This window comes from Microbacterium sp. EB106-03-03-XG65 (genome assembly GCF_058791955.1).
Map to the genome: position 1 here is coordinate 2,581,141 of NZ_JBYTEB010000001.1, position 22,586 is coordinate 2,603,726.

At 67.9% G+C, this 22,586-nt stretch carries 20 protein-coding genes and 1 tRNA gene; 10 read left to right on the forward strand and 11 right to left on the reverse strand.

All coding sequences use genetic code 11. The features are described from left to right. The first annotated feature begins 5 nt into the window (after positions 1–5). From AC3WS6_RS12205 to AC3WS6_RS12220, 4 genes are read left to right on the forward strand one after another with little or no spacing between them, the layout of a single operon-like run. Positions 6–1,526, forward strand: a complete 1,521-nt coding sequence (locus tag AC3WS6_RS12205) for an ABC transporter permease (protein WP_492501264.1) — start codon at positions 6–8, stop codon at positions 1,524–1,526. Between the two features lie 5 nt (positions 1,527–1,531). After that, on the forward strand, positions 1,532–2,575 hold the full coding sequence (locus AC3WS6_RS12210; protein ID WP_492501265.1) for an ABC transporter permease: 1,044 nt from the start codon (positions 1,532–1,534) through the stop codon (positions 2,573–2,575). Further along, complete coding sequence (locus tag AC3WS6_RS12215; RefSeq protein ID WP_492501266.1) at positions 2,572–4,272, forward strand: ABC transporter ATP-binding protein; 1,701 nt, start codon at positions 2,572–2,574, stop codon at positions 4,270–4,272. The genes AC3WS6_RS12210 and AC3WS6_RS12215 overlap by 4 nt, the downstream gene beginning before the upstream one ends. A gap of 30 nt (positions 4,273–4,302) precedes the next feature. Then, positions 4,303–5,058, forward strand: a complete 756-nt coding sequence (locus AC3WS6_RS12220; RefSeq protein ID WP_492501267.1) for an alpha/beta fold hydrolase — start codon at positions 4,303–4,305, stop codon at positions 5,056–5,058. On the opposite strand, the gene AC3WS6_RS12225 is transcribed toward AC3WS6_RS12220, so the two are convergent. Beyond that, positions 5,027–6,229 carry an MFS transporter gene (locus AC3WS6_RS12225; protein WP_492501268.1) on the reverse strand — a complete coding sequence of 401 codons (1,203 nt, stop codon included), beginning with the start codon at positions 6,227–6,229 and terminating at the stop codon, positions 5,027–5,029. The genes AC3WS6_RS12220 and AC3WS6_RS12225 overlap by 32 nt on opposite strands. A gap of 278 nt (positions 6,230–6,507) precedes the next feature. Between AC3WS6_RS12225 and rpsT the strand changes: the two genes are divergently transcribed. Further along, entirely contained in the window at positions 6,508–6,768 is a 261-nt protein-coding gene (gene rpsT, locus AC3WS6_RS12230) for a 30S ribosomal protein S20 (protein ID WP_201470029.1), read from the forward strand. A gap of 104 nt (positions 6,769–6,872) precedes the next feature. On the opposite strand, the gene holA is transcribed toward rpsT, so the two are convergent. Both holA and AC3WS6_RS12240 read right to left on the reverse strand, forming a co-directional pair. After that, positions 6,873–7,910: a DNA polymerase III subunit delta gene (gene holA / locus AC3WS6_RS12235; RefSeq protein ID WP_492501269.1), complete on the reverse strand. Its 1,038-nt coding sequence runs from the start codon at positions 7,908–7,910 to the stop codon at positions 6,873–6,875. 60 nt (positions 7,911–7,970) lie between these two features. Further along, positions 7,971–10,259, reverse strand: a complete 2,289-nt coding sequence (locus tag AC3WS6_RS12240; RefSeq protein ID WP_492501270.1) for a ComEC/Rec2 family competence protein — start codon at positions 10,257–10,259, stop codon at positions 7,971–7,973. Between the two features lie 453 nt (positions 10,260–10,712). Here AC3WS6_RS12240 and AC3WS6_RS12245 point away from each other — a divergent pair, with 453 nt between their 5' ends. After that, positions 10,713–10,910, forward strand: a complete 198-nt coding sequence (locus AC3WS6_RS12245; RefSeq protein ID WP_492501271.1) for a hypothetical protein — start codon at positions 10,713–10,715, stop codon at positions 10,908–10,910. A gap of 365 nt (positions 10,911–11,275) precedes the next feature. On the opposite strand, the gene AC3WS6_RS12250 is transcribed toward AC3WS6_RS12245, so the two are convergent. The 4 genes from AC3WS6_RS12250 to AC3WS6_RS12265 form a co-directional block, all read right to left on the reverse strand. After that, positions 11,276–11,410: a hypothetical protein gene (locus AC3WS6_RS12250; protein WP_492501272.1), complete on the reverse strand. Its 135-nt coding sequence runs from the start codon at positions 11,408–11,410 to the stop codon at positions 11,276–11,278. Positions 11,411–11,579: 169 nt separating this feature from the next. Beyond that, entirely contained in the window at positions 11,580–12,182 is a 603-nt protein-coding gene (locus AC3WS6_RS12255) for a ComEA family DNA-binding protein (protein WP_492501273.1), read from the reverse strand. A 91-nt stretch (positions 12,183–12,273) separates the two neighbouring features. Continuing rightward, entirely contained in the window at positions 12,274–14,850 is a 2,577-nt protein-coding gene (gene leuS / locus AC3WS6_RS12260; RefSeq protein WP_492501274.1) for a leucine--tRNA ligase, read from the reverse strand. Positions 14,851–14,883: 33 nt separating this feature from the next. Further along, entirely contained in the window at positions 14,884–16,194 is a 1,311-nt protein-coding gene (locus tag AC3WS6_RS12265) for an anthranilate synthase component I family protein (RefSeq protein WP_492501275.1), read from the reverse strand. A gap of 41 nt (positions 16,195–16,235) precedes the next feature. On the opposite strand from AC3WS6_RS12265, the gene AC3WS6_RS12270 reads away from it, so the two are divergent. Genes AC3WS6_RS12270 through AC3WS6_RS12280 form a run of 3 tightly spaced genes read left to right on the forward strand, consistent with a single transcriptional unit; the run spans position 16,236 to position 18,820 of the window. Next, a complete protein-coding gene (locus AC3WS6_RS12270; RefSeq protein WP_492501276.1) occupies positions 16,236–16,913 on the forward strand; it encodes a DedA family protein in 678 nt (225 codons plus the stop codon). A gap of 4 nt (positions 16,914–16,917) precedes the next feature. After that, a complete protein-coding gene (locus AC3WS6_RS12275; RefSeq protein ID WP_492501277.1) occupies positions 16,918–17,943 on the forward strand; it encodes an App1 family protein phosphatidate phosphatase in 1,026 nt (341 codons plus the stop codon). A gap of 1 nt (position 17,944) precedes the next feature. Beyond that, positions 17,945–18,820 (forward strand): 3-methyladenine DNA glycosylase, encoded by an 876-nt coding sequence (locus tag AC3WS6_RS12280; protein WP_492501278.1) that lies wholly within the window; start codon positions 17,945–17,947, stop codon positions 18,818–18,820. A 34-nt stretch (positions 18,821–18,854) separates the two neighbouring features. On the opposite strand, the gene AC3WS6_RS12285 is transcribed toward AC3WS6_RS12280, so the two are convergent. Genes AC3WS6_RS12285 through AC3WS6_RS12300 form a run of 4 tightly spaced genes read right to left on the reverse strand, consistent with a single transcriptional unit; the run spans position 18,855 to position 22,394 of the window. Next, positions 18,855–20,087, reverse strand: a complete 1,233-nt coding sequence (locus AC3WS6_RS12285; RefSeq protein ID WP_492501279.1) for a glycoside hydrolase family 3 N-terminal domain-containing protein — start codon at positions 20,085–20,087, stop codon at positions 18,855–18,857. Positions 20,088–20,092: 5 nt separating this feature from the next. After that, complete coding sequence (locus AC3WS6_RS12290; RefSeq protein ID WP_492501280.1) at positions 20,093–20,749, reverse strand: SDR family oxidoreductase; 657 nt, start codon at positions 20,747–20,749, stop codon at positions 20,093–20,095. 16 nt (positions 20,750–20,765) lie between these two features. Further along, entirely contained in the window at positions 20,766–21,896 is a 1,131-nt protein-coding gene (locus AC3WS6_RS12295) for an NAD(P)-binding domain-containing protein (protein ID WP_492501281.1), read from the reverse strand. 57 nt (positions 21,897–21,953) lie between these two features. Further along, the gene (locus AC3WS6_RS12300) at positions 21,954–22,394 is read right to left on the reverse strand and encodes a GNAT family N-acetyltransferase (RefSeq protein ID WP_492501282.1); all 441 of its coding nucleotides are present in this window, start codon (positions 22,392–22,394) and stop codon (positions 21,954–21,956) included. Between the two features lie 119 nt (positions 22,395–22,513). On the opposite strand from AC3WS6_RS12300, the gene AC3WS6_RS12305 reads away from it, so the two are divergent. After that, a tRNA-Ala gene (locus AC3WS6_RS12305) sits at positions 22,514–22,586 on the forward strand.

A 22,586-nucleotide genomic window follows, 5' to 3' on the forward strand; every position in this document is an offset into this window, starting at 1 on the left:
CCACAGTGATCAAATTCATTCTCCGGAGGTTCGCCGCTGCCCTCGGCATCCTCCTCGTCGCCTCGGTGTTGATGTACGTCCTCGTCATCAACGCGGGTGACCCGCTCGCAGACCTGCGCGAGAGTCGCGCGAAGAACCGTGAATTGCTCATGGAGCGTCGCATCGACTTCATGAACCTCGACCAGCCCTGGTACCTGCGTTACCTGACCTGGCTCGGCGGCGTCGGCAAGTGCGTGATCGGCCAGTGCGACCTGGGCAGGGATCGCACCGGCGTCGAGGTCAGCACCCTTCTGGGGCAGGCGGCCTCGTCGACGCTCCGACTGGTGTTCCTGGCGACGGTGATCGCCCTCGTGATCGGCGTCGCGGTCGGCATCCTGACCGCGATCCGTCAGTACTCCGGGCTCGACTACGCGGTGACCTTCCTCACCTTCGTCTTCTTCTCGCTGCCCGTCTTCTGGGCAGCCGTGCTCCTCAAGGAGTACCTGGCGATCGGGTTCAACGACTGGATCGCGGAGCCACAACTGCCGCCATTGCAGATCTTCCTGATAGCAGTCGCCTTCGCGTTCGTGCTGCAGGTCGTGCTCGGCGGCTCCTGGAAGCGACGGGTCCTCACGTTCCTCGTGACGGCCGTCGTCATCGGTGGCGGTCTCGCCGCCATGCTCGCGACGGACTTCTTCCGCAATCCGCAGCTCGGCTACGCAGGCGTGGCCGTGCTCACGATCGGACTCGCGCTCAGCACGACGGCGATGACCGTGGGACTCGACCGCCGCGAGGTCCTCCTTCCCGCGCTGATCACGGCCGGGTTCGTGGTGGTGCTGCAGTTCGCGCTCATCAACGTCTTCGTCTACTACATGAACTGGTGGATCCTGATCCTCGGTGCCCTCGCTGCGGTCGCGGTGCCCTGGGTGATCGGATCGCGCCTCGGCGGCCGCTATCGCAGTGCTGCCATCGGGGTGAGCATCACCACGGGTCTCGGCGGCGCCGCGCTGACCGTGATCGACCACCTCTTCCGCAGTTGGCCCGGGTTCCTCGACAAGAAGCCGCGGCCGATCTCGACGATCGGGTCGCAGACGCCGAACTTCGACGGCACCTTCTGGGAGACCTTCCTCGATCTCTCGACGCAGCTGCTGCTCCCGACTCTGCTCCTCGCTCTCATCTCTCTCGCGAGCTACAGCAGGTACACCCGTTCGTCCATGCTCGAAGTCGGGCGGCAGGACTACATCCGCACGGCTCGCGCGAAGGGAGCACCGGAGCGCATCGTCATCTTCCGGCACGCTTTCCGGAACGCTCTCATCCCCATCGCCACGATCGCCGCGTTCGACTTCGCCGGGCTCATCGGCGGGGCGGTCATCACCGAGACGGTGTTCGGCTGGAAAGGCATGGGAGAGCTCTTCCGCACCGGACTCTCGAACGCGGACCCTGCACCCGTGATGGCCTTCTTCCTGGTGACCGGCGCTGCGGCCATCTTCTTCAACCTTCTCGCGGACATCTTCTATGCCGTGCTCGACCCCCGAATCAGGGTGTGAGAAAAATGACTGACAACACTCCACGCACGACACCCGTCGAGATCTACTCCCTCGCCGAGGCAGAAGACGTCGCGCTCCTTCGGGAAGACGCAGCGCCGCTGTCGCAGGGGCAGCTCGTGCGGCGCCGGTTCTTCCGGCACCGCGGAGCCCTGATCTCGATCATCCTGCTCGCCATCATCACCGTCGTCGCGTTCTCCTCCGTCGGCTTCGCCGGCATACCCGGCTGGTGGGGGAAGAGCTACCTCGACGCGGCCGACGTGGTCAACGGCGGCCGCCCCACTCTGAGCCTCATCCCGGAATGGCTGGGCGGCGCGGGAATCGTCTGGGGAGAGCACCCGTTCGGCCAGGATTCGACAGGCAAGGACTACTTCGCGCTCGTCATGAGCGGCACGCAGAAGTCGCTCATCATCGGCCTCGTCGTGGGACTGGTCGCGACGTGCATCGGTTCGGTGGTCGGAGCCGTCGCCGGGTACTGGGGTGGCCGCATCGACTCCATCCTGATGCGCGTGACCGATCTGTTCATCGTCATCCCGCTCCTGGCACTGGCCGCGGTGCTGGGCAAGATCGCGGGAAACCTCGGCGACTCCATCCTGCCGCTCGCCCTGGTACTGGGTCTGCTCACCTGGACCGGCCTCGCACGACTCGTGCGCGGCGAGGTGCTCACTCTGCGTGAGAGGGAATTCGTCTCCGCCGCGCGCTCGATGGGTGCAGGATCCGGTCGGATCGTCTTCCGCCATCTGCTTCCCAACGCCGTGGGTGTGATCGTCGTCAACGCGACCTTCGGCATCGCCGGCGCGATCCTGCTCGAGAGTTCGCTCAGCTTCCTCGGTTTCGGCGTGCAACCGCCGGAATCCTCGCTCGGCCTTCTGATCAGCCAGTATCAGAATGCCTTCACATCACGCCCGTGGCTCTTCTGGTGGCCCGGAATGCTGATCCTCGTGATCGCCCTCTCGGTGAACTTCATCGGCGACGGCCTTCGGGACGCCTTCGATCCCCGCCAGACGCACAACGCTCGACGCCTGCTCAAGGCGAGGAGGAACGACGCATGAACGATCACCAGGTGTCACGCCCGCTCCCCCCGCAAGCCGCCGCTCTCTCCTTCACCGATCTCCGCGTGCAGTTCGCGACGGAGAGCGGGATCGTGGATGCGGTCAAAGGCATCTCCTTCGACGTGCGCCCCGGCGAAGTGGTCGCGCTCGTCGGCGAGTCGGGTTCGGGCAAGAGCGTCACATCGTCGGCCGCGATGGGGCTTCTGCCCGACAACGCGCTGATCAGCGGCTCGGCCAAGGTCGGCGAGACCGAGGTCGTGGGACTCCCCGCGGCGCAGATCAACAGATTGCGCGCGACCGAGGTCGCGATGATCTTCCAAGAGCCGATGACCGCGCTCAACCCGGTGCTCACGATCGAGCGCCAGCTCACCGAGATCTTCGAGATCCACGACATCGCGTACGGCAGCGACGCGAAGCGCCGGGCGCTGGACCTCCTCAACCTGGTCGGGATCCCCGACGCCGAGAAGCGCATCCGGCAGTACCCGCATCAGTTCTCCGGCGGGCAGCGGCAGCGCATCGTGATCGCCATGGCGATCGCCTGCTCGCCGAAGGTGATCATCGCCGACGAGCCGACCACGGCCCTCGACGTGACCGTGCAGGCCGAGATCCTCGATCTGCTGCGTCGCCTCAAGGACGACCTCGGCGCAGCGATCCTGCTCATCACCCACAACATGGGTGTGGTCGCCGATCTCGCCGACCGAGTCGAGGTCATGTTCCGTGGACGCATCGTCGAATCAGGTGCTGTCGACGCCGTGCTCGATCGGCCCGAGCACCCGTACACCCAGAAGCTGTTGAGCGCGGTCCCCCGGCTCAGCCCGCTCGACGTCGACGCCGCACCGGTGGCACCAGGCGCCGCAGGAGGCGCTGATCCGGGCACCCTGGTGCTCGAGGCGAAGGACCTGGTGCTCGAATACGACCAGCGCGGGAAGATCTTCCGCGCTGTCGACGGAGTGAGCTTCTCGCTGTCGAAGAAGAAGATCCTCGGCATCGTCGGCGAGTCGGGATCGGGCAAGTCCACCATCGCGAAGGCCACTCTCGGCCTCCTGCCGGTCGCCGACGGGAGCCTGCGAGTCCACGGGATGGATCTCGCGAAGCTGCGGGGACGGCATGCGAAAGCCGCCCGGGCGAAGATCGGCGTGATCTTCCAGGACCCGGCCGCGTCGCTCAATCCCCGGTTCCCGATCGGGGACTGCATCATCGAGCCGATGGTGATCCATAAGGTCGGCACGCGCAAGTCGCGGCTGGAGCGTGCGCAGGAGCTGCTGGATGCCGTGCGACTGCCTCGCAGTGTCATCAACCGGTATCCCCACGAGCTCTCCGGCGGCCAGCGTCAGCGCGTCTCGATCGCGCGCGCGCTGATGCTGCGACCGGAGCTCCTGATCGCCGACGAACCCACGTCGGCGCTCGACGTGTCGGTGCAGGCGGCTGTTCTCGACATGATCAAGGAGTTGCAGGAGCAGTACGAGTTCGCGTGCATGCTGGTGAGCCACGATCTGGCAGTGATCGACCTCCTCGCAGACGACGTGCTGGTCATGAAGAACGGTGTCGCTGTCGAACAGGGTCCGACCCGCGGCGTGCTCCACGCTCCGCAGCACGAGTACACGAAGACCCTGCTCGCTTCCGCGCCGGTCCCCGATCCCGCCGAGCAGGCCGAGCGGCGCCTCGCCCGCCATGCCCTTCTCGGAATCGGGGGCTGAACGAAGACCCCGCATTCGTATGCTTATGGTGTGACCGTTCAGATCGTCCTCGTGCACGGCATCCGCACGTCCGCGACGATGTGGCGGTCGCAGCTGCTGTTCCTCGAGAAGGCGGGGATTCCGGCGACCGCGGTCGATCTTCCGGGTCACGGCACGCGGATGCAGGAGGACTTCACGCTGCACGAGGCTCTGCACACGATCGACGCCGCGGTTCGCGACGCGGCGACACGCGGACGCGTGCTGCTCGTCGGACACTCCATGGGCGGGTTGCTGACGTTGGCCTACACCGGCGGTGCGGAGCGGCCGCCCGTCTCGGGTCTGATCGCTGCCTCGTGCACCTCACTCCCCCGCGGCACGGGACTCGCCGCTTACCGCGTGTTCGCACGCGCCGTCGACCGGCTTCCCGACAGGGGGATGTGGCTCACGAAGCGGATCCTCGAGGCGACGATCCCTGAGGACACCCGCGCCGACTTCGCCGCCGGTGGCTATGCGCTCGACACACAGGACATCGCGCTGCGCAATCTCGCCGCTCTCGATCTCGCCACCGCCGTCGCCCGCATCGAGGTGCCGCTCTGGTTCGTCAACGGCCAGTACGACCAGCTGCGTCTGAATGAGGGTCTGTTCCTGCGCCTCGCCCCGCACGCCGAACTCATCGTGGTGCCGCGGACGACGCATCTCGTGACGGCCATGCGCCCCGAGGTGTTCAACGCCGTGCTCAGTCTCGGCATCGCCACGGTGGAGGCCGAGACGACGGTCAGCGAATGGGCTGACGAGCGCGAGCAGTGAGCAGGGCGCCGAGTGCCGACAGCACTGCGGCGGCGACGAAGACGAGCCAGAAGCCTCCGACGAGCGCGACCAGCCCCGCCCCGAGCACGGGACCGATGAGCTGCCCGAGTGCGGCCGTGACGGTGACGACACCGAGGTCGCGCGCATGATCCTGGTCGTCCGGCAGCAGATCGGCCGCGAACGCCAGGCCCACAGTCGAGAAGGCGCCGTAGCCGACTCCCATGAGGGCGGCCGCGATCATCGTCGCTTCGAAGGTCGGGACCACGGCGATCACCACACCTGAGCACGCCTGCACGAGCGCGGCTGCGACAGCGAGTCCCCTGCGGCGGCCGGTGCGATCCGACACGATGCCGGTCACCACCGCGGCGATCACGACGAACGCCGTGTACACGACGATCAGCAGGAGCAGGTTGTCCTGCGCTTCGACCGTTCCCTGACCGAGTCCGTGCAACAGGAAGAAGAGGAAGAGCGATGTGCCGAGCGCATTGCCGACATTGGTCACGAGGCGCCCGGAGAGCATCCAGGCGAAGTCACGGTCTCGCACCGCGGCCAGCATCCGCCGTGCCTCGCGTGGGGGGCGTCTGTCGTCGTGTGTCGGCGGATCAGGAAGAAGCAGCGAGGCGGCGGTGCCGATCACGGCGATGAGAGCGGCGAGCATCAGATATCCGTCGCGGATCCCGAGTCCGAGCAGCACGACGAGCCCGACGCCCAGCACGATTCCGACCGCTTGACTCGAACCGACAGCTGCCGACGCCGCACCGCGCTGGTTCGGGGCGAGCTGGTCGGCGATCAACGCCCCGAAGGCCGTAGAGGCGATGGCCACCCCGATCGAGATGCCCACCCACGCCGCTCCCACAGCCCAGGCGCCGTCTGCGAACCCTGCGGCCACCAGACACGCGGCGGTGAGCCAGACGGCTCCGAGCGCCCACGGACGCCTGCGTCGCCGACCTTTTCGCGTGCGATCGGAGAGCGCGCCTGCGAGGGGCCCGGCGATGATGCCCGCGAGTCCGCCCACCCCGAGCACGAGTCCCGACGAGACGACCCCGCTGATCCAGCCGTCGCCGCCTGTGCCGTCGCCCTGTGGAGTGTCGAGCTGCAACGGAAGCAGCAGCTGCACCGGAGTGAGCTGAACCGTCCAGACCGCCAGCCAGGCGAGGGTGAACAGTGTCATCCACCGAGCACCGACCCGCGCGGGCGTGGTCATCGGGGTCCTGTCGTGCCGATGCAGCTGATCATGTGGCTCCTTGACGTCATCGTCGCGAACGGGTCCAGCCGCACACTCCGGCTGAGATGATTGTGCAGCACGCCGACCGTTTAGGGCGAACGGCCCGACTGCTGGTAGAGTTGGTTCTTGGCTTGCGTGTGGGTTCTTCCCTCACGACCGCCGCGTGGAAGCCCTCTTCTTCTGCCGGCACTCCGAATATCTCCCTGTACAGAAAGTGTCCACACGTGGCAAACATCAAGTCGCAGATCAAGCGCAACAAGACCAACGACAAGGCTCACGAGCGCAACAAGGCCGTGAAGAGCGAGCTCAAGACGCACATCCGCGCAACCCGCGCCGCTGTGGTCTCCGGTGACAAGGCTGCCGCAGAGGCCGCTCTGAAGACCGCCGCCCGCAAGCTCGACAAGGCTGTCAGCAAGGGTGTCATCCACCAGAACCAGGCTGCCAACAAGAAGTCGGCCATCGCCAAGCAGGTCGCTGCTCTCTGAGCGCACCGCGCCCGCAGATCAGACCCTCACGGGTGTGAAGAGCCCGTCCCGTTCGCGGGGCGGGCTCTTTCGTGTGCGCTCTCTTCCCTGTGTGAGCCTTCGGCCTACTCGCCGAAGGGGCGTCGAGTAGCGATCACGGTCAGCATGCGCTCGAGTGCGAAGATCGGATCCCGCGATGCGCCCTTGACCTCGGCGTCCGCACGTGCCGTGGCCTGGATCGCGAGACCCAGCGAGCGTTCGTTCCACCCTGCGAGGTCGCGACGGGCGCGGTCGACCTGCCAATCCTTCATGCCGAGCCTCTGAGCGAGCTGCCGACTGGGTTCGCGATTGCCCGCGACGCGAGCCATCGTGCGGAGCTTCATCGCGAAGGCCGCGACCATGGGCACGGGGTCCGCGCCGGATGCCAGCGCATGACGCAGCGCCATGAGCGACTCGCCGTAGCGCCCGGCGATCGCGGTGTCGGCCACGACGAATGCCGAGACCTCGACCCGCCCGCCGTAGTACTTCGTGACGACATCTTCGGTGACATCGCCCTCGACGTCACCGATCAGCTGCTGGCAGGCCGCGGCGAGCTCTGTCAGGTCGTCGGCAAAGGCCGAGACGAGCGCGCGAAGTGCTGCCGGCGCGATGCGCTTGCGCGCAGCCTTGAACTCGCCCGCGGCGAAGTCGACCCTGTCGCCGTCGCGCTTGATCGCAGGCGTCGCGATCTCGATGCCGTCGCCGGTCCCCGCGCGGAGCGCATCGAGCAGCTTCTTGCCGCGCACGCTGGCACCGGTGTGCCGGAGGATGACGGTCGCCCCCTCCTGCGGGTGGTCGAGGTAGGACACCGCCTCGTTCAGGAATGCATCCGAGCACTTCTCGACGCCGGACACACGCACGAGACGAGGCTCGCCGAACAGCGAGGGCGACGTGAGCGCAAGAAGCGTCCCCGGTGCGTAGTCATCGGCGCGCACATCGGTGACCTCCAGCGCCGGATCCTCGGTGCGGAGGTAGTCGCGCACACCGGCGATCGCACGCTCGGCGCAGACCTCTTCAGGCCCGAACACCAGCACCACGGGTGCGGGGCGCGGATCTCGCCACGAGACCTGCGGGATCTTGCTCGCCTTCGCACCACCACGGGACGGGGTACGCGAAGCTGCCATTCCTCCAGCCTACCGGCGAGGTCGGACACCGCCGTCGTTCCTCGTCGCGTCCAGGAGGCGCTATTCCTCCGTCCAGACCTGCAGCTCGCCCTCATGCTCGGCGAGCAGCACCCTCCCACTTACATCCGTCCGCAGCACGTGCGCGCCGATGCCCTGCAGGATCGCCAGTGTCTCGTCTCGCGGGTGCCCGTAGTCGTTGTCCTGTCCCACGCTGACGACCGCGGCTGCAGGGCTCAGCACTTCATAGAGGCCCGCGTCCTGGTCGGCGCTGCCGTGATGTGCGACCTTCACGACATCGAACTCGCCGCGGAGGTGCGCGGTGCGCATCAGCATCCTCTGCGCCTCGGCCGAGAGATCTCCGAGATAGAGCGACCGCGGCACGTCGCCTCCGCGTATCTCCAGCACCACGCTCAGATCGTTGCCGGGCGGGAACGCCGATTCCCGGCGCTGCGGCCAGACGACGTTCCACTCGGCGGCCCCGAGCGCACCCCGCATTCCGGCCACGGCGAGCGTGATCGTCGCCCCGCCGTCGGCCAGGCGGGCCAGCATCCGCTCGTCACCGATCTCGCCCACCGGCCCGTGCACGACCGCACCGACGCGCCCCTGCACAGCTTCGACTCCGCCGACATGATCGAGGTCGAAATGTGTCAGCACCAGCAGATCGATCCGTTCGATCCCCAGCGAACGCAGACAGGACTCGAGCGGAGCCGGCGCGGGCCCCGTGTCGATGAGGGCGACGATCCCCTCGGACCGCACGAGAACAGCGTCGCCCTGGCCCACGTCGCATGCGGCGATCGACCACCCATCCGGCGCCGTCGAACTCGCCAGGGGTCCATCGAGCAGCAGACGAGCGCATCCCGCCGCGACCACCGCGGCCACGACGATCCCCGCCACGAGACGCAGACTGCGCCCTGCCGCCGTGGGCGCACCTCCGATCAGCATGACCGCGATCGAGGTGCTCACCGCGCCGACGATGGCCGCGCTCACGACGCCCGAGGGCATTGCGATCTGCGCGAGCGGTGCCGTCGCACTCACCTCTGCCGTCGCGGCGATCCACGCGGAAGGAAGCCAAGCGGATGCCGCGAGAAGGTCCGCGAGCGGCGGAAACGGGGCGGCAAGGCAAGCGAGCATGCCGATGACGGTCGCGAGAGGCGCAGCAGGGGCGGCAAGCAGGTTCGCGGCGAGCCCGACAAGAGACTGCTGTTCGGCGAACAGAGCGATGATCGGGCCGCATGCGAGTTGTGCGGCCAGAGGCACGGCGATCGCGAGAGCCAGCGGCGCGGGGAGCCCTCGTCGCATCCCGCGCGCGAGGGGCGGCGCGAGCAGGATCAATGCACCGGATGCTGCGACGGAGAGCGCGAACCCCGGGTTGGCGGCCAACCACGGATCGGCGAGCAGAATGCCGGTCGCGCTCAGCGCGAGGAGCCCAGCCCCTGCGCTCGGGCGCCCGAGCATCAGCGCCAGCATCGCGACTCCTGCCATCACCCCCGCACGGATCACGCTGGGCTCGGGAGTGACGAGGATCACGAACCCGCAGAGCGCCACGACCGCGACGAGGATGCGGGTCCGCCGGCCGCCGCCGCAGAGTGCGGTCAGCCAGAACATGGCGCCCACGACGATCGCGCAGTTCGCTCCGCTGACGGCGGTCAGGTGGCTGAGGCCGCTCGTCTTCATCTGATCCGTGAGTTCGACCGAGACAGCGCGCGTGTCGCCGACGGCCAGCCCCGGGAGCAGCCCCGCACCGGGAGCCGGAAGGCCCGACGCACGCTCGATGAACGCGCCCCGCAGACCGGCCGCGACCGAGAACACCCCCTGTGCCGGCACATCGACCACCGCCGCGCTCGCGAACACGACCAGCGCCGCCCTCTCCCCCGGTTCCGTCGCCGCCGCCTCACCCTTCACCCTGATCGTCGCACCGAGATCAAAGCCCTCCGCCGGATCGATCCCGACCCGCACCGGGGCGGACGCCGCCCGCACCGCCCCGGGCGAACCAATGCCCGTGAGCTGCACCTCCATCCACGACCGCCCGTCACGACCGACCGATGCCGACGAGGTGACCGTCCCCACCGCCTCGACCACGCGTCCGTCCCACGACGCCGCACTGTCGCGCGTCGGTGTCGCGATCACCACCGCGATGGACACAGCCGCAGCAGCGGCAAGGAGCACCACGATCAGTCCCGCCCTCGACGCAGCATGTTCGCGGGTCTTCCGCGCGATTCCCAGCACCGCGACCGCACCGACTCCACACCCCAGCGCGCACCATCCTGCCGACGCAGGGACGAAGACGCAGACGAGCGCGACCATCCACACAACCACCGCGATGGGCAGCATCCGCAGATCGCGCCTCATGCGCGCACGACGTCACGGATGACAGCCAGCATCCCTCGGCTGCTCGCACTCTTCGGAAGTCCTCGCATCACAAGAAACCTAGGGTTCCCGAAGCAGCCTCGCCGGCGTGCACCCGAGCACTGTGCACAAGCATCACCAACGCCGTGGTGTGCAGCATCGTCTGTCGAACCTGCACAGGCTCGTGCACCCTCTCACGCAGACGCGCGAAACCGCCGAAAAGCCCGGGCGGGAGACCGGCGGTCGGCCAGGCACGGGTTGAGCCACGCTCAGCCAACACCTAGATCCATAAGTGTTGGTATGACGATGTGATGTCCACGTCTTCGTCCAGCACCCGTATCCTCATCGATGCGGTCTTGAGCGAGACCCTCGTACCGATCTCCGCCGGGCTGCTCGTGAACACCGGACGCTACTTCAAGGCGCTGACCGCGCTCCGCGCCGGCGACGCCGGACGCGGTGAACACGAAGTACCTCATGAGCGCGCTCGGGCTCGGCGAGATGGCGGCGCTGCGCGCTCTCGACACGCTCACCGTTCGAGGAGTGCTCACCGAGACGACCGGCCAAGGACGACACCGCGTCTGGCAGCACCGCGGGATCTTCGATGTCCTCGACGGCTACGCCGAGCAGATCCGCCGGATGACAGCCCGAGGCTAGCCGACCGCCACGCAGTGTCATTCACCCCGGCGGGCGCCAACCCTTGAGACCCCCGATCGGCCTTCCGCGGAGTCTCGCTGATCTCGTGCGGTCCCCGCGCTCGGTTGCTGGGCACTTCGGCTGCGTTTCCGGTCAGGCGCGAAAAGCAGCGAGCGACGGCAGTCGGCTGTTGCTCGTGAACGACATCACGGAGCGCACAGTCGTGTTCGTCCCCTCGTCGGGAACGGGCCACCCACCCCCGGGACTGCTCGACCTCCCCAGGTAGGCGATGCTCTCCGTGTCGAATATGGCAGCCTTATGACCCCGTCGACCCGGAGCCGTCAGCACTTTGTCTCGACGACGCCGAGGCAGCTGCGCCCGAGCGTCTACGAAGCCTGATCGGGACCTTCGCCCGCCGTCGCCTCGAGCTCGCGAAGGCGCTTCAGCTGCGACCACGGCCAGAACGCGATCCACGCGATCGAAACGATCGAGCCACCCATGATCATCGAAGCGATATCCATGTGATCCAGGCTAGGGAACGACGCTCGCACGAGCATCCCCCGAGCGACGGACTCCGGTCAGAGAGCCGGTCAGCCTTGTCGGCGTCGTCGGGCCCCGACAACAGCACCAGTCCCCCAATGAGGATGACCTGAGGCTGGACCGCTGCTTGGCTAGCTCCCGCAGCCTCGCTCACACCCGCACCCCGTCACGAATGCCCGCCAACAGCTTCTCGCCGATGCCGGGCACCGCGAGGAGATCATCGACGGATGCGAATCGCCCGTTCTCGTCTCGCCAGGCGATGATCCTCTCGGCCAGCGCCGGGCCTATTCGAGGCAGCGTCTCGAGCGATGCCTGATCGGCCGTATTGAGGTCGATGCGATCGTCCGCAGGCTGAGGCGGCGGCGCTCCCGCCTCCGCGCCCACCGCGGCGATGGCGGGCACGATGATCTGCTCGCCGTCGTCGAGGACCCTCGCCAGGTTGATGCCGGCCAGGTCTGCGTCGTCGGTCGTGCCGCCGGCCGCAGCCACCGCATCGACCATTCGGGAATCGAGGTCGAGAACGTACAGCCCCGGATGCTCGACCGCGCCGAGCACATGGACATAGATCTCTCCGGATCCCGCCGAGGCGTCCGCTACCTCGCTCAGCGCCACGGACTCGGTCGGAGCAGCCTGGCCTTTGAGGAGGCCGATGCCGACGGCACCAGAGAGCACGACCAGCCCGACGACCAACGCCGCCCCGATGCTGACCTGCATCCTGCGAGCTCGCGGAGGGTGCGGGGGCGTCTCGGGCATCACGCCACGCTAGGGGCCACCGCCGCACGAGAAACGCCGCGAGCCGTCACCCGTGCAGAATCACGGGTGACGGCTCGCTGTGCAGGATTGCTCAGCCCTTGACCACGATGCTGACGATCTTGGGCGCGCGCACGACGACCTTGACGATCTCACGCTCGCCGATCGAGCGGATCACCCGCTCATCCGCACGCGCGAGGGCTTCGAGCTCGACCTCGCCGATTCGCGCAGAGACCTCGAGCTGCGCCCGGACCTTGCCCCCGACCTGCACGACGGCGGTCACGGTGTCTTCGACCAGCAGCACAGGATCAGCGGAGCGCCACGTCACGAGGCCGACCGACGGCTCATGTCCGAGGGCCTCCCACATCTCCTCCGCGGTGTGCGGCGCGATCAGGTCGAGCATCACAGCGACCGTCTCTGCGGCTTCGCGCACAGCGGGGTCGCCCGCTCCGCCGGCGCCGTCGATCGTCTTGCGAGTGACGTTCACGAGCTCCATGAGGCGCGCGACCAGCACGTTGAACTTCGTCTGCTCCACGAGTGCAGGCGCCTCGGACAGCAGCTTGTGAGTGGCGCGGCGCAGCGTGGCGTCGCCTCCGGCGAATACCACGTCGACCGGGCTCGCGACCTCGTGAGCGATGCGCAGGGCACGGGAGAGGAACTTCTGGGCACCCGTCGTCGAGACATCGGCCCAATCCTTGTCGTCCTCGACGGGACCCGCGAAGGCGAGACCCACGCGCAGCGCATCGGCGCCGTGAGCGTCGAGCTCCTCCTGGAAGAGCACGAGGTTCCCCTTGCTCTTCGACATCTTCTGGCCGTCGAGCAGCACCATTCCCTGGTTGATCAGGTTGGAGAACGGCTCGGTGAAGTCGATCAGTCCCATGTCGAACAGGACCTTCGTGATGAAGCGCGCATAGAGGAGGTGCAGGATCGCGTGCTCGACACCGCCGATGTACGAGTCGACGGGTGCCCAGCGCGCGGCCTGAGCCGGATCGAACGCCATGGTGTCGCTGTGGGGCGAGAGGAAGCGCAGGAAGTACCACGAGCTGTCCACGAACGTGTCCATCGTGTCGGGGTCGCGCAGCACGGGCTCGCCAGACACGGGATCGACCGTGCGCACCCAGCTCTCTGCGCCGCCCAGAGGCGAGGTGCCCTTCGGCTTGAGGTCGAGACCCTCGACGCTCGGCAGCTTCACCGGCAGCTTGTCTTCGGGAACGGGGATGATGCTGCCGTCCTCCGCGTGGAGCATCGGAATCGGCGTTCCCCAGAAGCGCTGGCGTGAGATCAGCCAGTCACGCAGGCGGTAGTTCTTGGCGGCCCGGCCGGTTCCGGATGCCTCGAGCTGCTCGATCGCGCGAGCGATCGCATTGCGCTTCGAGAGCCCGTTGAGCGCACCCGAGTTGATCATGCGTCCCTCGCCGGTGAGAGCGATCCCCGTCGATGCCGGGTTCTGCTCGTCGAGGGCGGCACCGGTGTCGATCGGCACTCCCTCGTCATCGACCTCGATCACAGGCATGGCACCGGTGATCGGAGCAGTCGTGTCGACGACGACCTTCACGGGCAGGTCGAACGCACGCGCGAAGTCGAGGTCGCGCTGGTCGTGCGCGGGCACGGCCATGACGGCGCCGTGGCCGTAGTCTGCAAGCACGTAGTCGGCAGCCCAGATCGGCAGCTTCTCACCGTTGACCGGGTTGATCGCGTAGCGCTCGAGGAAGACACCCGTCTTGGGTCGATCGGTCGACTGACGATCGATGTCGGTCGTCTTCTGCACATCGCCCAGGTACTTCTCGAAGCGCTCACGCACCTCGACCGGAGCGTCGGCCGCGAGCTCCGAGGCGAGGTCGCCATCCGGAGCCACGACGAAGAAGGTCGCGCCGTGGAGCGTGTCGGGGCGGGTCGAGAACACCGTGACGGGCTCCTCGCGACCCTCGATGCGGAAGCCCACATCCGCGCCGATCGAACGACCGATCCAGTTGCGCTGCATCTGCAGGACCTTGTGCGGCCAGCGCCCCTCGAGCTGATTCAGGTCGTCGAGCAGACGGTCCGCGTAGTCGGTGATCCGGAAGTACCACTGGGTCAGCTTCTTCTTGACCACCTCGAAGCCACAGCGCTCGCAGCGTCCGTCGACGACCTGCTCGTTCGCCAGGACGGTCTGATCGTTGGGGCACCAGTTGACCGGGCTCTTCTTGCGGTACGCCAGGCCGCGCTCGGACATCTTCAGGAACAGCCACTGATTCCAGCGGTAGTACTCGGGGTCCGAGGTGTGCAGCACCCGGCTCCAGTCGAACGAGACGCCATACGCCTCGAAGCCGACCTTCTGCTGCGCGATGTTCAGGTACGTCCACTCGCGAGGGTCAGCACCCTGACGGATCGCCGCGTTCTCGGCGGGCAGCCCGAAGGAATCCCACCCGATCGGGTTCAGCACGTTGTGTCCGCGGTGACGCCAGAAACGCGCCACGATGTCGGAGTAGAGGTAGTTCTCGGCATGCCCCATGTGCAGATCGCCCGAGGGGTACGGGAACATCGCCAGCACGTACCGACGCGGGCGGGTGTCGTCGTCCCCACCGGTGAGGAACGTGCCGTTCTCCGCCCAGTACTTCTGCCACTTGGCCTGGATGGCGTGCGCCGAGGAGGATTCCTCGTCGACGGGAGAGGCGGACAGGTTCTCAGACAACGAACACACGACCAATCTGAAGGGAAAAGGGGATCAGTTCAGGATATCGGAAGCCCAGGCGCCCGGCATTTCCGCTCCGAGGGCTGCGAGAGGCGCTCTCGCCTTCGTCGCCACCTCTGCGACCTCGGATGCTGCGACCGAGCGCCAGGTGATGCCGCCTCCGGCGCCGACTCGCGCACCGTGACCGTCGAGCACGATGCTTCGGATGACCATGGCGAGGTCGAGCGTGCCTGTGTCGCCGACGTAGCCGAAGCATCCGGAGTAGAGGCCGCGTGGTCCCCCTTCGAGACCGTGCAGTTCGCTCATGGCCGACAGCTTCGGTGCACCGGTCATGCTGCCCGCGGGGAACGTCGCCGTGAGCAGGTCGCCCAGGGTGGTCCCGGTCGCCGCAGTGCCGCTGACCGCGCTGACAAGCTGATGCACGGCGGGATACGTCTCGACGGCCCAGAGGGCGTCGACCCGGATCGACCCCGGCTCACAGACCCGCGACAGATCGTTGCGCATCAGGTCGACGATCATCACGTTCTCGGCACGCTCTTTCGGGTCGGCGGCGAGCTCTGCGGCAAGCGCGGCGTCGTCGACCGCATCCCGCCCGCGAGGACGTGTGCCCTTGATCGGGCGCGTGCGGATCACTCCCCCCTCGGCGTGCAGGAACTGCTCGGGGCTCGCGCTCAGGAGTGAGACGCCCCCGATGCGCAGGAATCCTCCGTGGTGCGCCGGAGTGGCCGCCCGAAGCCGGCGGTAGGCTGCCACCGCGTCGTGTTCGCCGGGCACGGAGAAGCGTGTCGTGAGGCAGAGCTGATAGGCCGTCCCTGCCCGGATCAACTCCCGACAGTGCTCGATGAGCGCCGCATACTTGGCGGGCGTGTGGCGCGCCACCGCCGCTTCGGGGTGCGGGACGGCGTCGACGGCGCGCGCCGAGGCGGCAGACGTCACGGCGGCCACCCAGTCGTCGTGCCCCAGTTCGTCGGCCACGACCCAGACACGGCCCGTCGAGTGGTCGAAGGCGGCCATGCGAGTGATGCGCATTCCGGCGGCGCGGGGCTCGCCGCTGTCTTCTGCGATCGGCGCACCCGCTGCGTGCGCCCCCGCCTCGTAGTCCATCCAGCCGACCCAGCCGCTCTGCAGTGGCGGTGTCGGCGACTCTGGGGCCGATGCGATGTCGATGCGCAGGCCGCGCGGAACCGCTGCGGCCTCTCCTGTTCCGACGTAGCTCCACCCGTCGGTCGCCCGTGCGCCGGCATCCAGCCAGAAGACGTCGTCCACATCCGCTTCGAGCGCGAGGAACAGACTCTCGGGATCCACCGCGCGGGTCAGGATGCGAGCGGTCAGACGGTCTGGCACCTTCTCAGCCTAGGCCTCCTCTGCTCCCGTATTCTCAAGGAGTGGATGACCTCCTGCTGTGGCTGTTCGACCTGATCCAGTCGATCGACCCGGTCACGCGCACGTTGATCGCCGGAGTGGCCGTGATGCTGGAGACCAGCATCCTCATCGGTCTGGTCGTTCCCGGTGACACCGTGGTCATCATCGCCTCCATGGGAGTCTCCGGCCCCATCGAGGCGATCGCCATGGTGCTCGCCGTGGTGGTCGGAGCGTTGATCGGCGAGAGCATCGGATTCTGGCTCGGGCGCTGGGTCGGTCCGCACATCCGCCACTCGTGGATCGGACGTCGCGTCGGCGAGGCGAATTGGGTGCGCGCCGAGAACTACCTCGCCCGTCGGGGCGGCATCGCCATCTTCCTGTCCCGCTTCCTGCCGGTGCTGCACTCTCTCGTGCCCCTCACCGTGGGGATGAGCCATTTCTCGTATCGGCGATTCATCGCGTGGACGACGCCTGCCTGCGTGCTCTGGGCTGCCGCCTATGTGAGCATCACGTCTCTTGCCGCGGGGAGCTTCCGCGAGCTCGTGGATCGCGTGCATTTCGCGGGTTACATTTTCGTCGGCGTCATCGCGCTCTTCCTGGTGCTCGTCTTCGTGGGCAAGAAGGTGCTGGCGCGTCTGGAGGCTCGTCACCTCGAGACCGATGAGACCGACACGCAGAGCAGCGCGGACGTGAAAGACTGAAGCAATGGCTTCCGCACCCCCGGCGCCCCGGATCCACTGGTTCGCGCGTCTCGAACACCGCTTCCACGTCTGGCGAGAAGGACGCGCGCGCCGCCGTGGTCGCACGGCCACGATCCTGCCGTTCCCCGGCTACGGTGGCCCCGGGTGGGTCCGTGTCGTGGGACGGGTGCTGATCGTCCCTGCACAGCGACGCACGAAGAGCGGAGAACCCGCCAGCGTGCGAGGCTGGCGGAGTTTCGTCGGCATCCCGGTGAGCTTCGCCAAGGTCACCGTGCAGATCGGCGACTCGGTGCATCATGTCATCGCCGACCGGGGCGGGGTGATCGACTCGGTGGTCGATTCGACTCTCGAGCCCGGATGGCAGACGTTCACCTTCTCGGTCGAGGGGCAGGAGCCCGTCGAGACCACCGCGTTCATCGTCTCGGAATCCACACGCTTCGGCGTGGTCTCCGACGTGGATGACACCGTCATGGTCACGGCGCTTCCACGCCCGTTCATCGCTGCGTGGAACTCCTTCGTCGTCGACGAGCACGCCCGTCTTCCCGTTCCCGGCATGGCCGTACTTCTCGATCAGGTGCTGCGCGAGCACCCCGGGTCCCCCATGATCTATCTGTCCACGGGGGCGTGGAACGTCGCTCCCACGCTCACCCGCTTCCTCGGACGCCACCTCTTCCCCGCCGGATCCATGCTGTTGACGGATTGGGGCCCCACACATGACCGCTGGTTCCGCAGCGGCCGTGAGCACAAGCTCACGAACCTGCGTCGGTTGGCCACCGAGTTCCCCGACATGAAGTGGCTGCTGATCGGCGACGACGGACAGCACGACGAGGCGATCTACTCCCAGTTCATGGACGAGCACCCCGACTCGGTCGCGGGTGTCGCCATCCGTCGCCTGCTTCCCGCGGAAGCGGTGCTCGCCGGTGGTCGTGCCGGACGTGAGCCGCACTCCGAGGACGTCGCCCCGTGGGTGAGCGCTGAAGACGGCGCGGGTCTGCGTGATCTGCTCGGCGAAGCCGGCATCCTGCGCTGACATGATCCTCACCCGGGCCGAGTGGCAGCGGCGCGAGGCGGCGCACCAGGAGCGAGCGGACTCTCTCACCGCGGAGCACCGTGAACGCTCGGCGCGCGGCGAGAAGCATCCGGTGTGGGACTTCCTCTTCACGTACTACTCGTATAAGCCGTCACAGCTGAGGCGGTGGCACCCCGGCGCCGGCGTCGAGCTCGAAGATGCCTCCGAGCGAACGGACTGGCGCTGGTACTCCCCCGGAGCGACCCCGGACGGCGCGGTTCCCGACGCCGAGGCCTTCGCCGACGACAAGCCGGAACTCGCCGATCTGATCGAGCGGATGCTCAGGCGCACCGCCTCGCGCCCCGCTCAGTTCGGATGCTTCGGACTGCACGAGTGGGCGATGGTCTATCGCGCCGATGAACACCGTCATCCTGTCCCCCTGCGGCTCGGACAGGCGGGTACGGACGCGGTGGTCGAGCGTCACGAACTGCGATGCACGCACTTCGACGCGTTCCGTTTCTTCACCCCGCAGGCGGTTCCCCTCAACCGCGCGGCGCTGACGCGGGACGAACAGCCCCTCTTCGAACAGCCGGGATGCCTGCACGCCGGCATGGACCTGTACAAGTGGGCTCTGAAGCTGGGCCCGCTCGTACCCGGCGAGCTGCTGCTCGATGCGTTCGAGCATGCGCGCGACATCCGTCTCCTCGACATGCAGGCGGCGCCGTACGACCTGTCAGCCTGGGGAGTGGTTCCCGTGCGCATCGAGACACCCGAAGGCAAGGCCGAGTACGTGCGTCGACAGCGCGTCTTCGCCGACAGAGGCGCCACGTTGCGGTCCGCGCTGCTCGAGGCGTGGCACGGAGCCGATCGGCGAACCGCATCCGGGGTCTGGGTCTGAGTCCGGGCCCATCCGAAGGGGCGCTGAGTCCCGCTCAGTCCACCGGTGCGCACTCATCGCAGATGCTCCACTGAGCGCTCGACGCGCTGGACTGCAGTCGCAGCGCCATGACCCGCGTCGCCGCCTCCGCGAGCCGATCGGCAGACAGCGACCCGGACCCGACGGCCGCCGTCACTCCGCTGACGATCTGCCCTGCCGTCTGATCGGTGGAACCGGCGATCATCAACACGAGGTCCGTGCCTGCGGAAAGAGCCGAGATCGCGTTCGCCACGGGGTCCGCATATGCGGGGACGCCTGAGGACTGGAGCATGCCGAGATCATCGCTCACGATCACTCCGTCGAAGCCGAGTTCCTCGCGCGCGATCTGATGCCACCGCGCCGACAGGGAGGCCGGAGCGGGGTCCACCGACGTATAGGCGAGGTGCCCGAACATCAGCACGGAGGCGCCGGCGTCGATGCCGGCAGCGAACGGCATCGCGTCGGAGGCTCGCCACTGATCGAGCGTCTCGTCGGTGCTCGGGATCGCGTGGTGGGAGTCCCCCGGTGCGGCGCCGTGGCCCGGGAAGTGCTTGAGCGTCGAGGCGAGGAAGTGCTCCTGTGCGGTGGTCGCCGCAGCGACACGCTCTGCAGCCGTCGCTGACTCGGTGCCGAGGGCCCTGCCATAGATGAACGACGAGGGATCGGCGGTCACATCGGCCACCGTGCCGAAGTTGACGGTGATGCCGGATTGCGCCACGAGAGATGCTCGGGCCGCAAACGCGGCAGCCGTGCGGTCGACCGCCTCTGACTTGAGGCTCGTGGAAGCGGGGAAGTCGTCGCCCGGGAGACGGGAGACGACACCGCCCTCCTGGTCGATCGCGATGAGCGGCGGCGCGCCGGGAACGGCGCCGAGCGCTGCCGTGATCGCCTGCAGCCCGTCGCCGCCCTCGGGGATGTTTCCGCCCATCAGGATGAATCCGCCCAGGCCCTGCGCCATGTACGCCTGCAACGCGCCAGGGTCCGTCGTGGAGATGTGGCCCATCACGACGCTCGCCGCCTGCTCCTGCGTCGTCATCTGCGACACCAGGTCGGCCGCGCGCTGATGGGGCCCAGGAGAGACGGTCTGCGCGCTATCAGCGCCCTGGGGCGCTCGGCTCACTGCCTCGGTGTGCGACCTCGAGGTCGTCTCGGCGCCAGTGAGTCCTGCCGACGCGCTCGCGGGCACAGCCAGCGCGAGGAGCGCGAGCACCCCCACCGCTCCGGCTGCCCAGACGCGGCGACTCGGCATCATCCTCAGGCGCTGAGCAGATCGGCGATCGGAGCCGAATCCTCATCGCCGCCGTTCCCGAATCGGATGGTGCGCCCGAAGGTCGACGGGTTTCCGAGGGTCTGGGCGATCACGTGTGCGACGTCGGCGCGGGACACTTCGCCCTTGCCCTCGGGATCGAGGACGATGCGTCCGGTCGGCTCATCGAACGTGAGCGTCCCCGGGCCGAGGATCGTGCCGTCGAGATCGGTGCCCCGCAGGTGCTCGTCCGCAGCCCACTTCGCGTCGGCGTAGGGGAAGAAGTCCGAGTCCTCGGGCACGCCATGGTCGGCCTTCGAGCCGATCCAGGAGACCATCACGTAGCGCTTCACTCCCGCATCCTCCGCGGCCTCCATCGTGCGGATCGCGGCATCACGATCGACCGCGTACGTGCGCTCGGCGGATCCTCCGCCGGCCCCCGCCGACCAGACCACGGCGTCATGGCCGCGGATGATCTCGGCGAGCTCGCTGACACCGAGAGCTTCGACGTCGGCGACGAGCGCGTGCGCGCCGGTCTGCTCGACCTCTGCGACGTGATCGGGATTGCGGATGACGGCCGTCACCTCTTCGCCGTCGGCGACGAGGAGCGGAGCGAGGAGCAGTGCGATGCGGCCGTGACCGCCGAAGACGATGATGCGCGACATGCCTTCCACCCTACGCTCACTCGGCGACGTCGGCTCGGGCGAGGAGGTTCTGAGGCTCGTCCGGCTCGGAAGCGGCACGCTGAGAATCACCGGAGCTCGACGACGAGCGGAGGGCGAGTCGCACGCCCTTCGCCGCCGAACGTCCGGCGCGGTTCGCTCCGATCGTGCTCGCCGAGGGACCGTATCCGACGAGCTGGATGCGCGGGTCCTTGACCGCGGTCGTGCCGCGGCCCGACCGATCGAGCTGGATCCCGCCGGATTCGCTGCGCAGGTGCAGAGGTGCGAGGTGGGCGATCGCGGGGCGGAAGCCCGTCGCCCAGAGGATCACGTCGACGCGTTCGAACGAGCCGTCGGCCCAGCGCACGCCGTCCGGTTCGATCCGCGAGAACATCGGTCGACGTGCCGCATACGCTCCGAGCCGCTCGGCTTCGAGTTCCTGCTCTCTCAGCATCAGTCCCGTGACACTCACCACGCTCTCGGGCGGCAGCCCGCGCGCCACCCGCTGTTCGACGAGCGCGACCGCGGCCGCACCGGCCTCCGGTGTGAAGTCATCGGTGCGCCACACGGGCTCACGGCGCGTCACCCAGAGGGTCTCGGTGAGGGGCGCGAGCGCGCCGATGAACTGGACGGCCGAGGCCCCACCGCCGACGACGAGCACCCGTTTGCCGACGAAGTGCGCAGGCCCCGGGTAGTCGACCGTATGCAGCTGTTCACCGACGAACGTCTCCATACCCGGATAGTGCGGCAGGAACGGATGCGTCCAGGTACCGGTCGCGTTGACGAGAGTGCGGGCGCGCCACTGCCTCTCCCCCGCATGCACCACGAGGGTGCCGGCTTCGTCGTCGACGCGGTCCACGCGCACGGGGCGGATGACCGGCAGATCATGATCGCGCTCGTATGCCGCGAAGTACTCCGGCACCGCTTCGTTCGCACGCCGATCGTCGCGGGGCGGTGCCGTATCGCCGGGGAGCTCCGCGACCCCGTGCACGTCGCGCATCGTCAGGGCGTCCCAGCGGTGCCGCCATGCTCCTCCCGGCTCGGTGTCGCCGTCGAGCACGACGTGCGAGACACCGAGGCGCGCAAGGTGGAAGGAGGCCGAGAGGCCCGCCTGTCCCGCACCGATCACGATGCTGTCGAGGAGGTTCACGCTGGCATGAACGCGTGCGGTGGTCGTATTGTTCCGCGCGTATCGACAGCGCCGAGGTCAGAGCGAAATCTGGTAGTGCGTGTACCCGGTGTGTGTCGCGACGCGTTCGTACAGGGCCCGAGCAGTGCCGTTGCCCTCCTGCGTGAGCCAGTAGACCTTCGCGCAGCCGCGGTCGGCTGCCCACGCGCGCACATGAGCGATCAGCATCCGGCCGATTCCTGCGCCGCGTGCGGCCGGATCGACGAACAGATCCTCGAGATAGCAGTAGTCCGAGCGACTCCAGGTCGCGGGGTGCGTGAGCCAATGCACGACTCCGACAGCGACGCCCTGGTCGTCACGAGCGATCACCCCGTGCACCTGCCGATCGGACACGAGCCGGGCGAAGGTGTCGGCGGTGACGTCGCTCGCGATCTCGGCGCCGTAGAACGTGAGGTAACCGGTCCAGAGGCGCGACCAGTCGGCGTAGTCGTGCTCAGTGATGGCGTCGATCGTCGTCATTCCCCCACCCTATTCATCCGCCCTCGGCGACGCGCCCGGGAGGCGGCGCCCGATTGGTGTTGCGCGCGATCCGTGTAGTACTCTGTTCAAGTTGCTTCGGGAGCTCACGAAGCGATTCTGGGCCTGTGGCGCAGCTGGTAGCGCACCTGCATGGCATGCAGGGGGTCAGGGGTTCGAGTCCCCTCAGGTCCA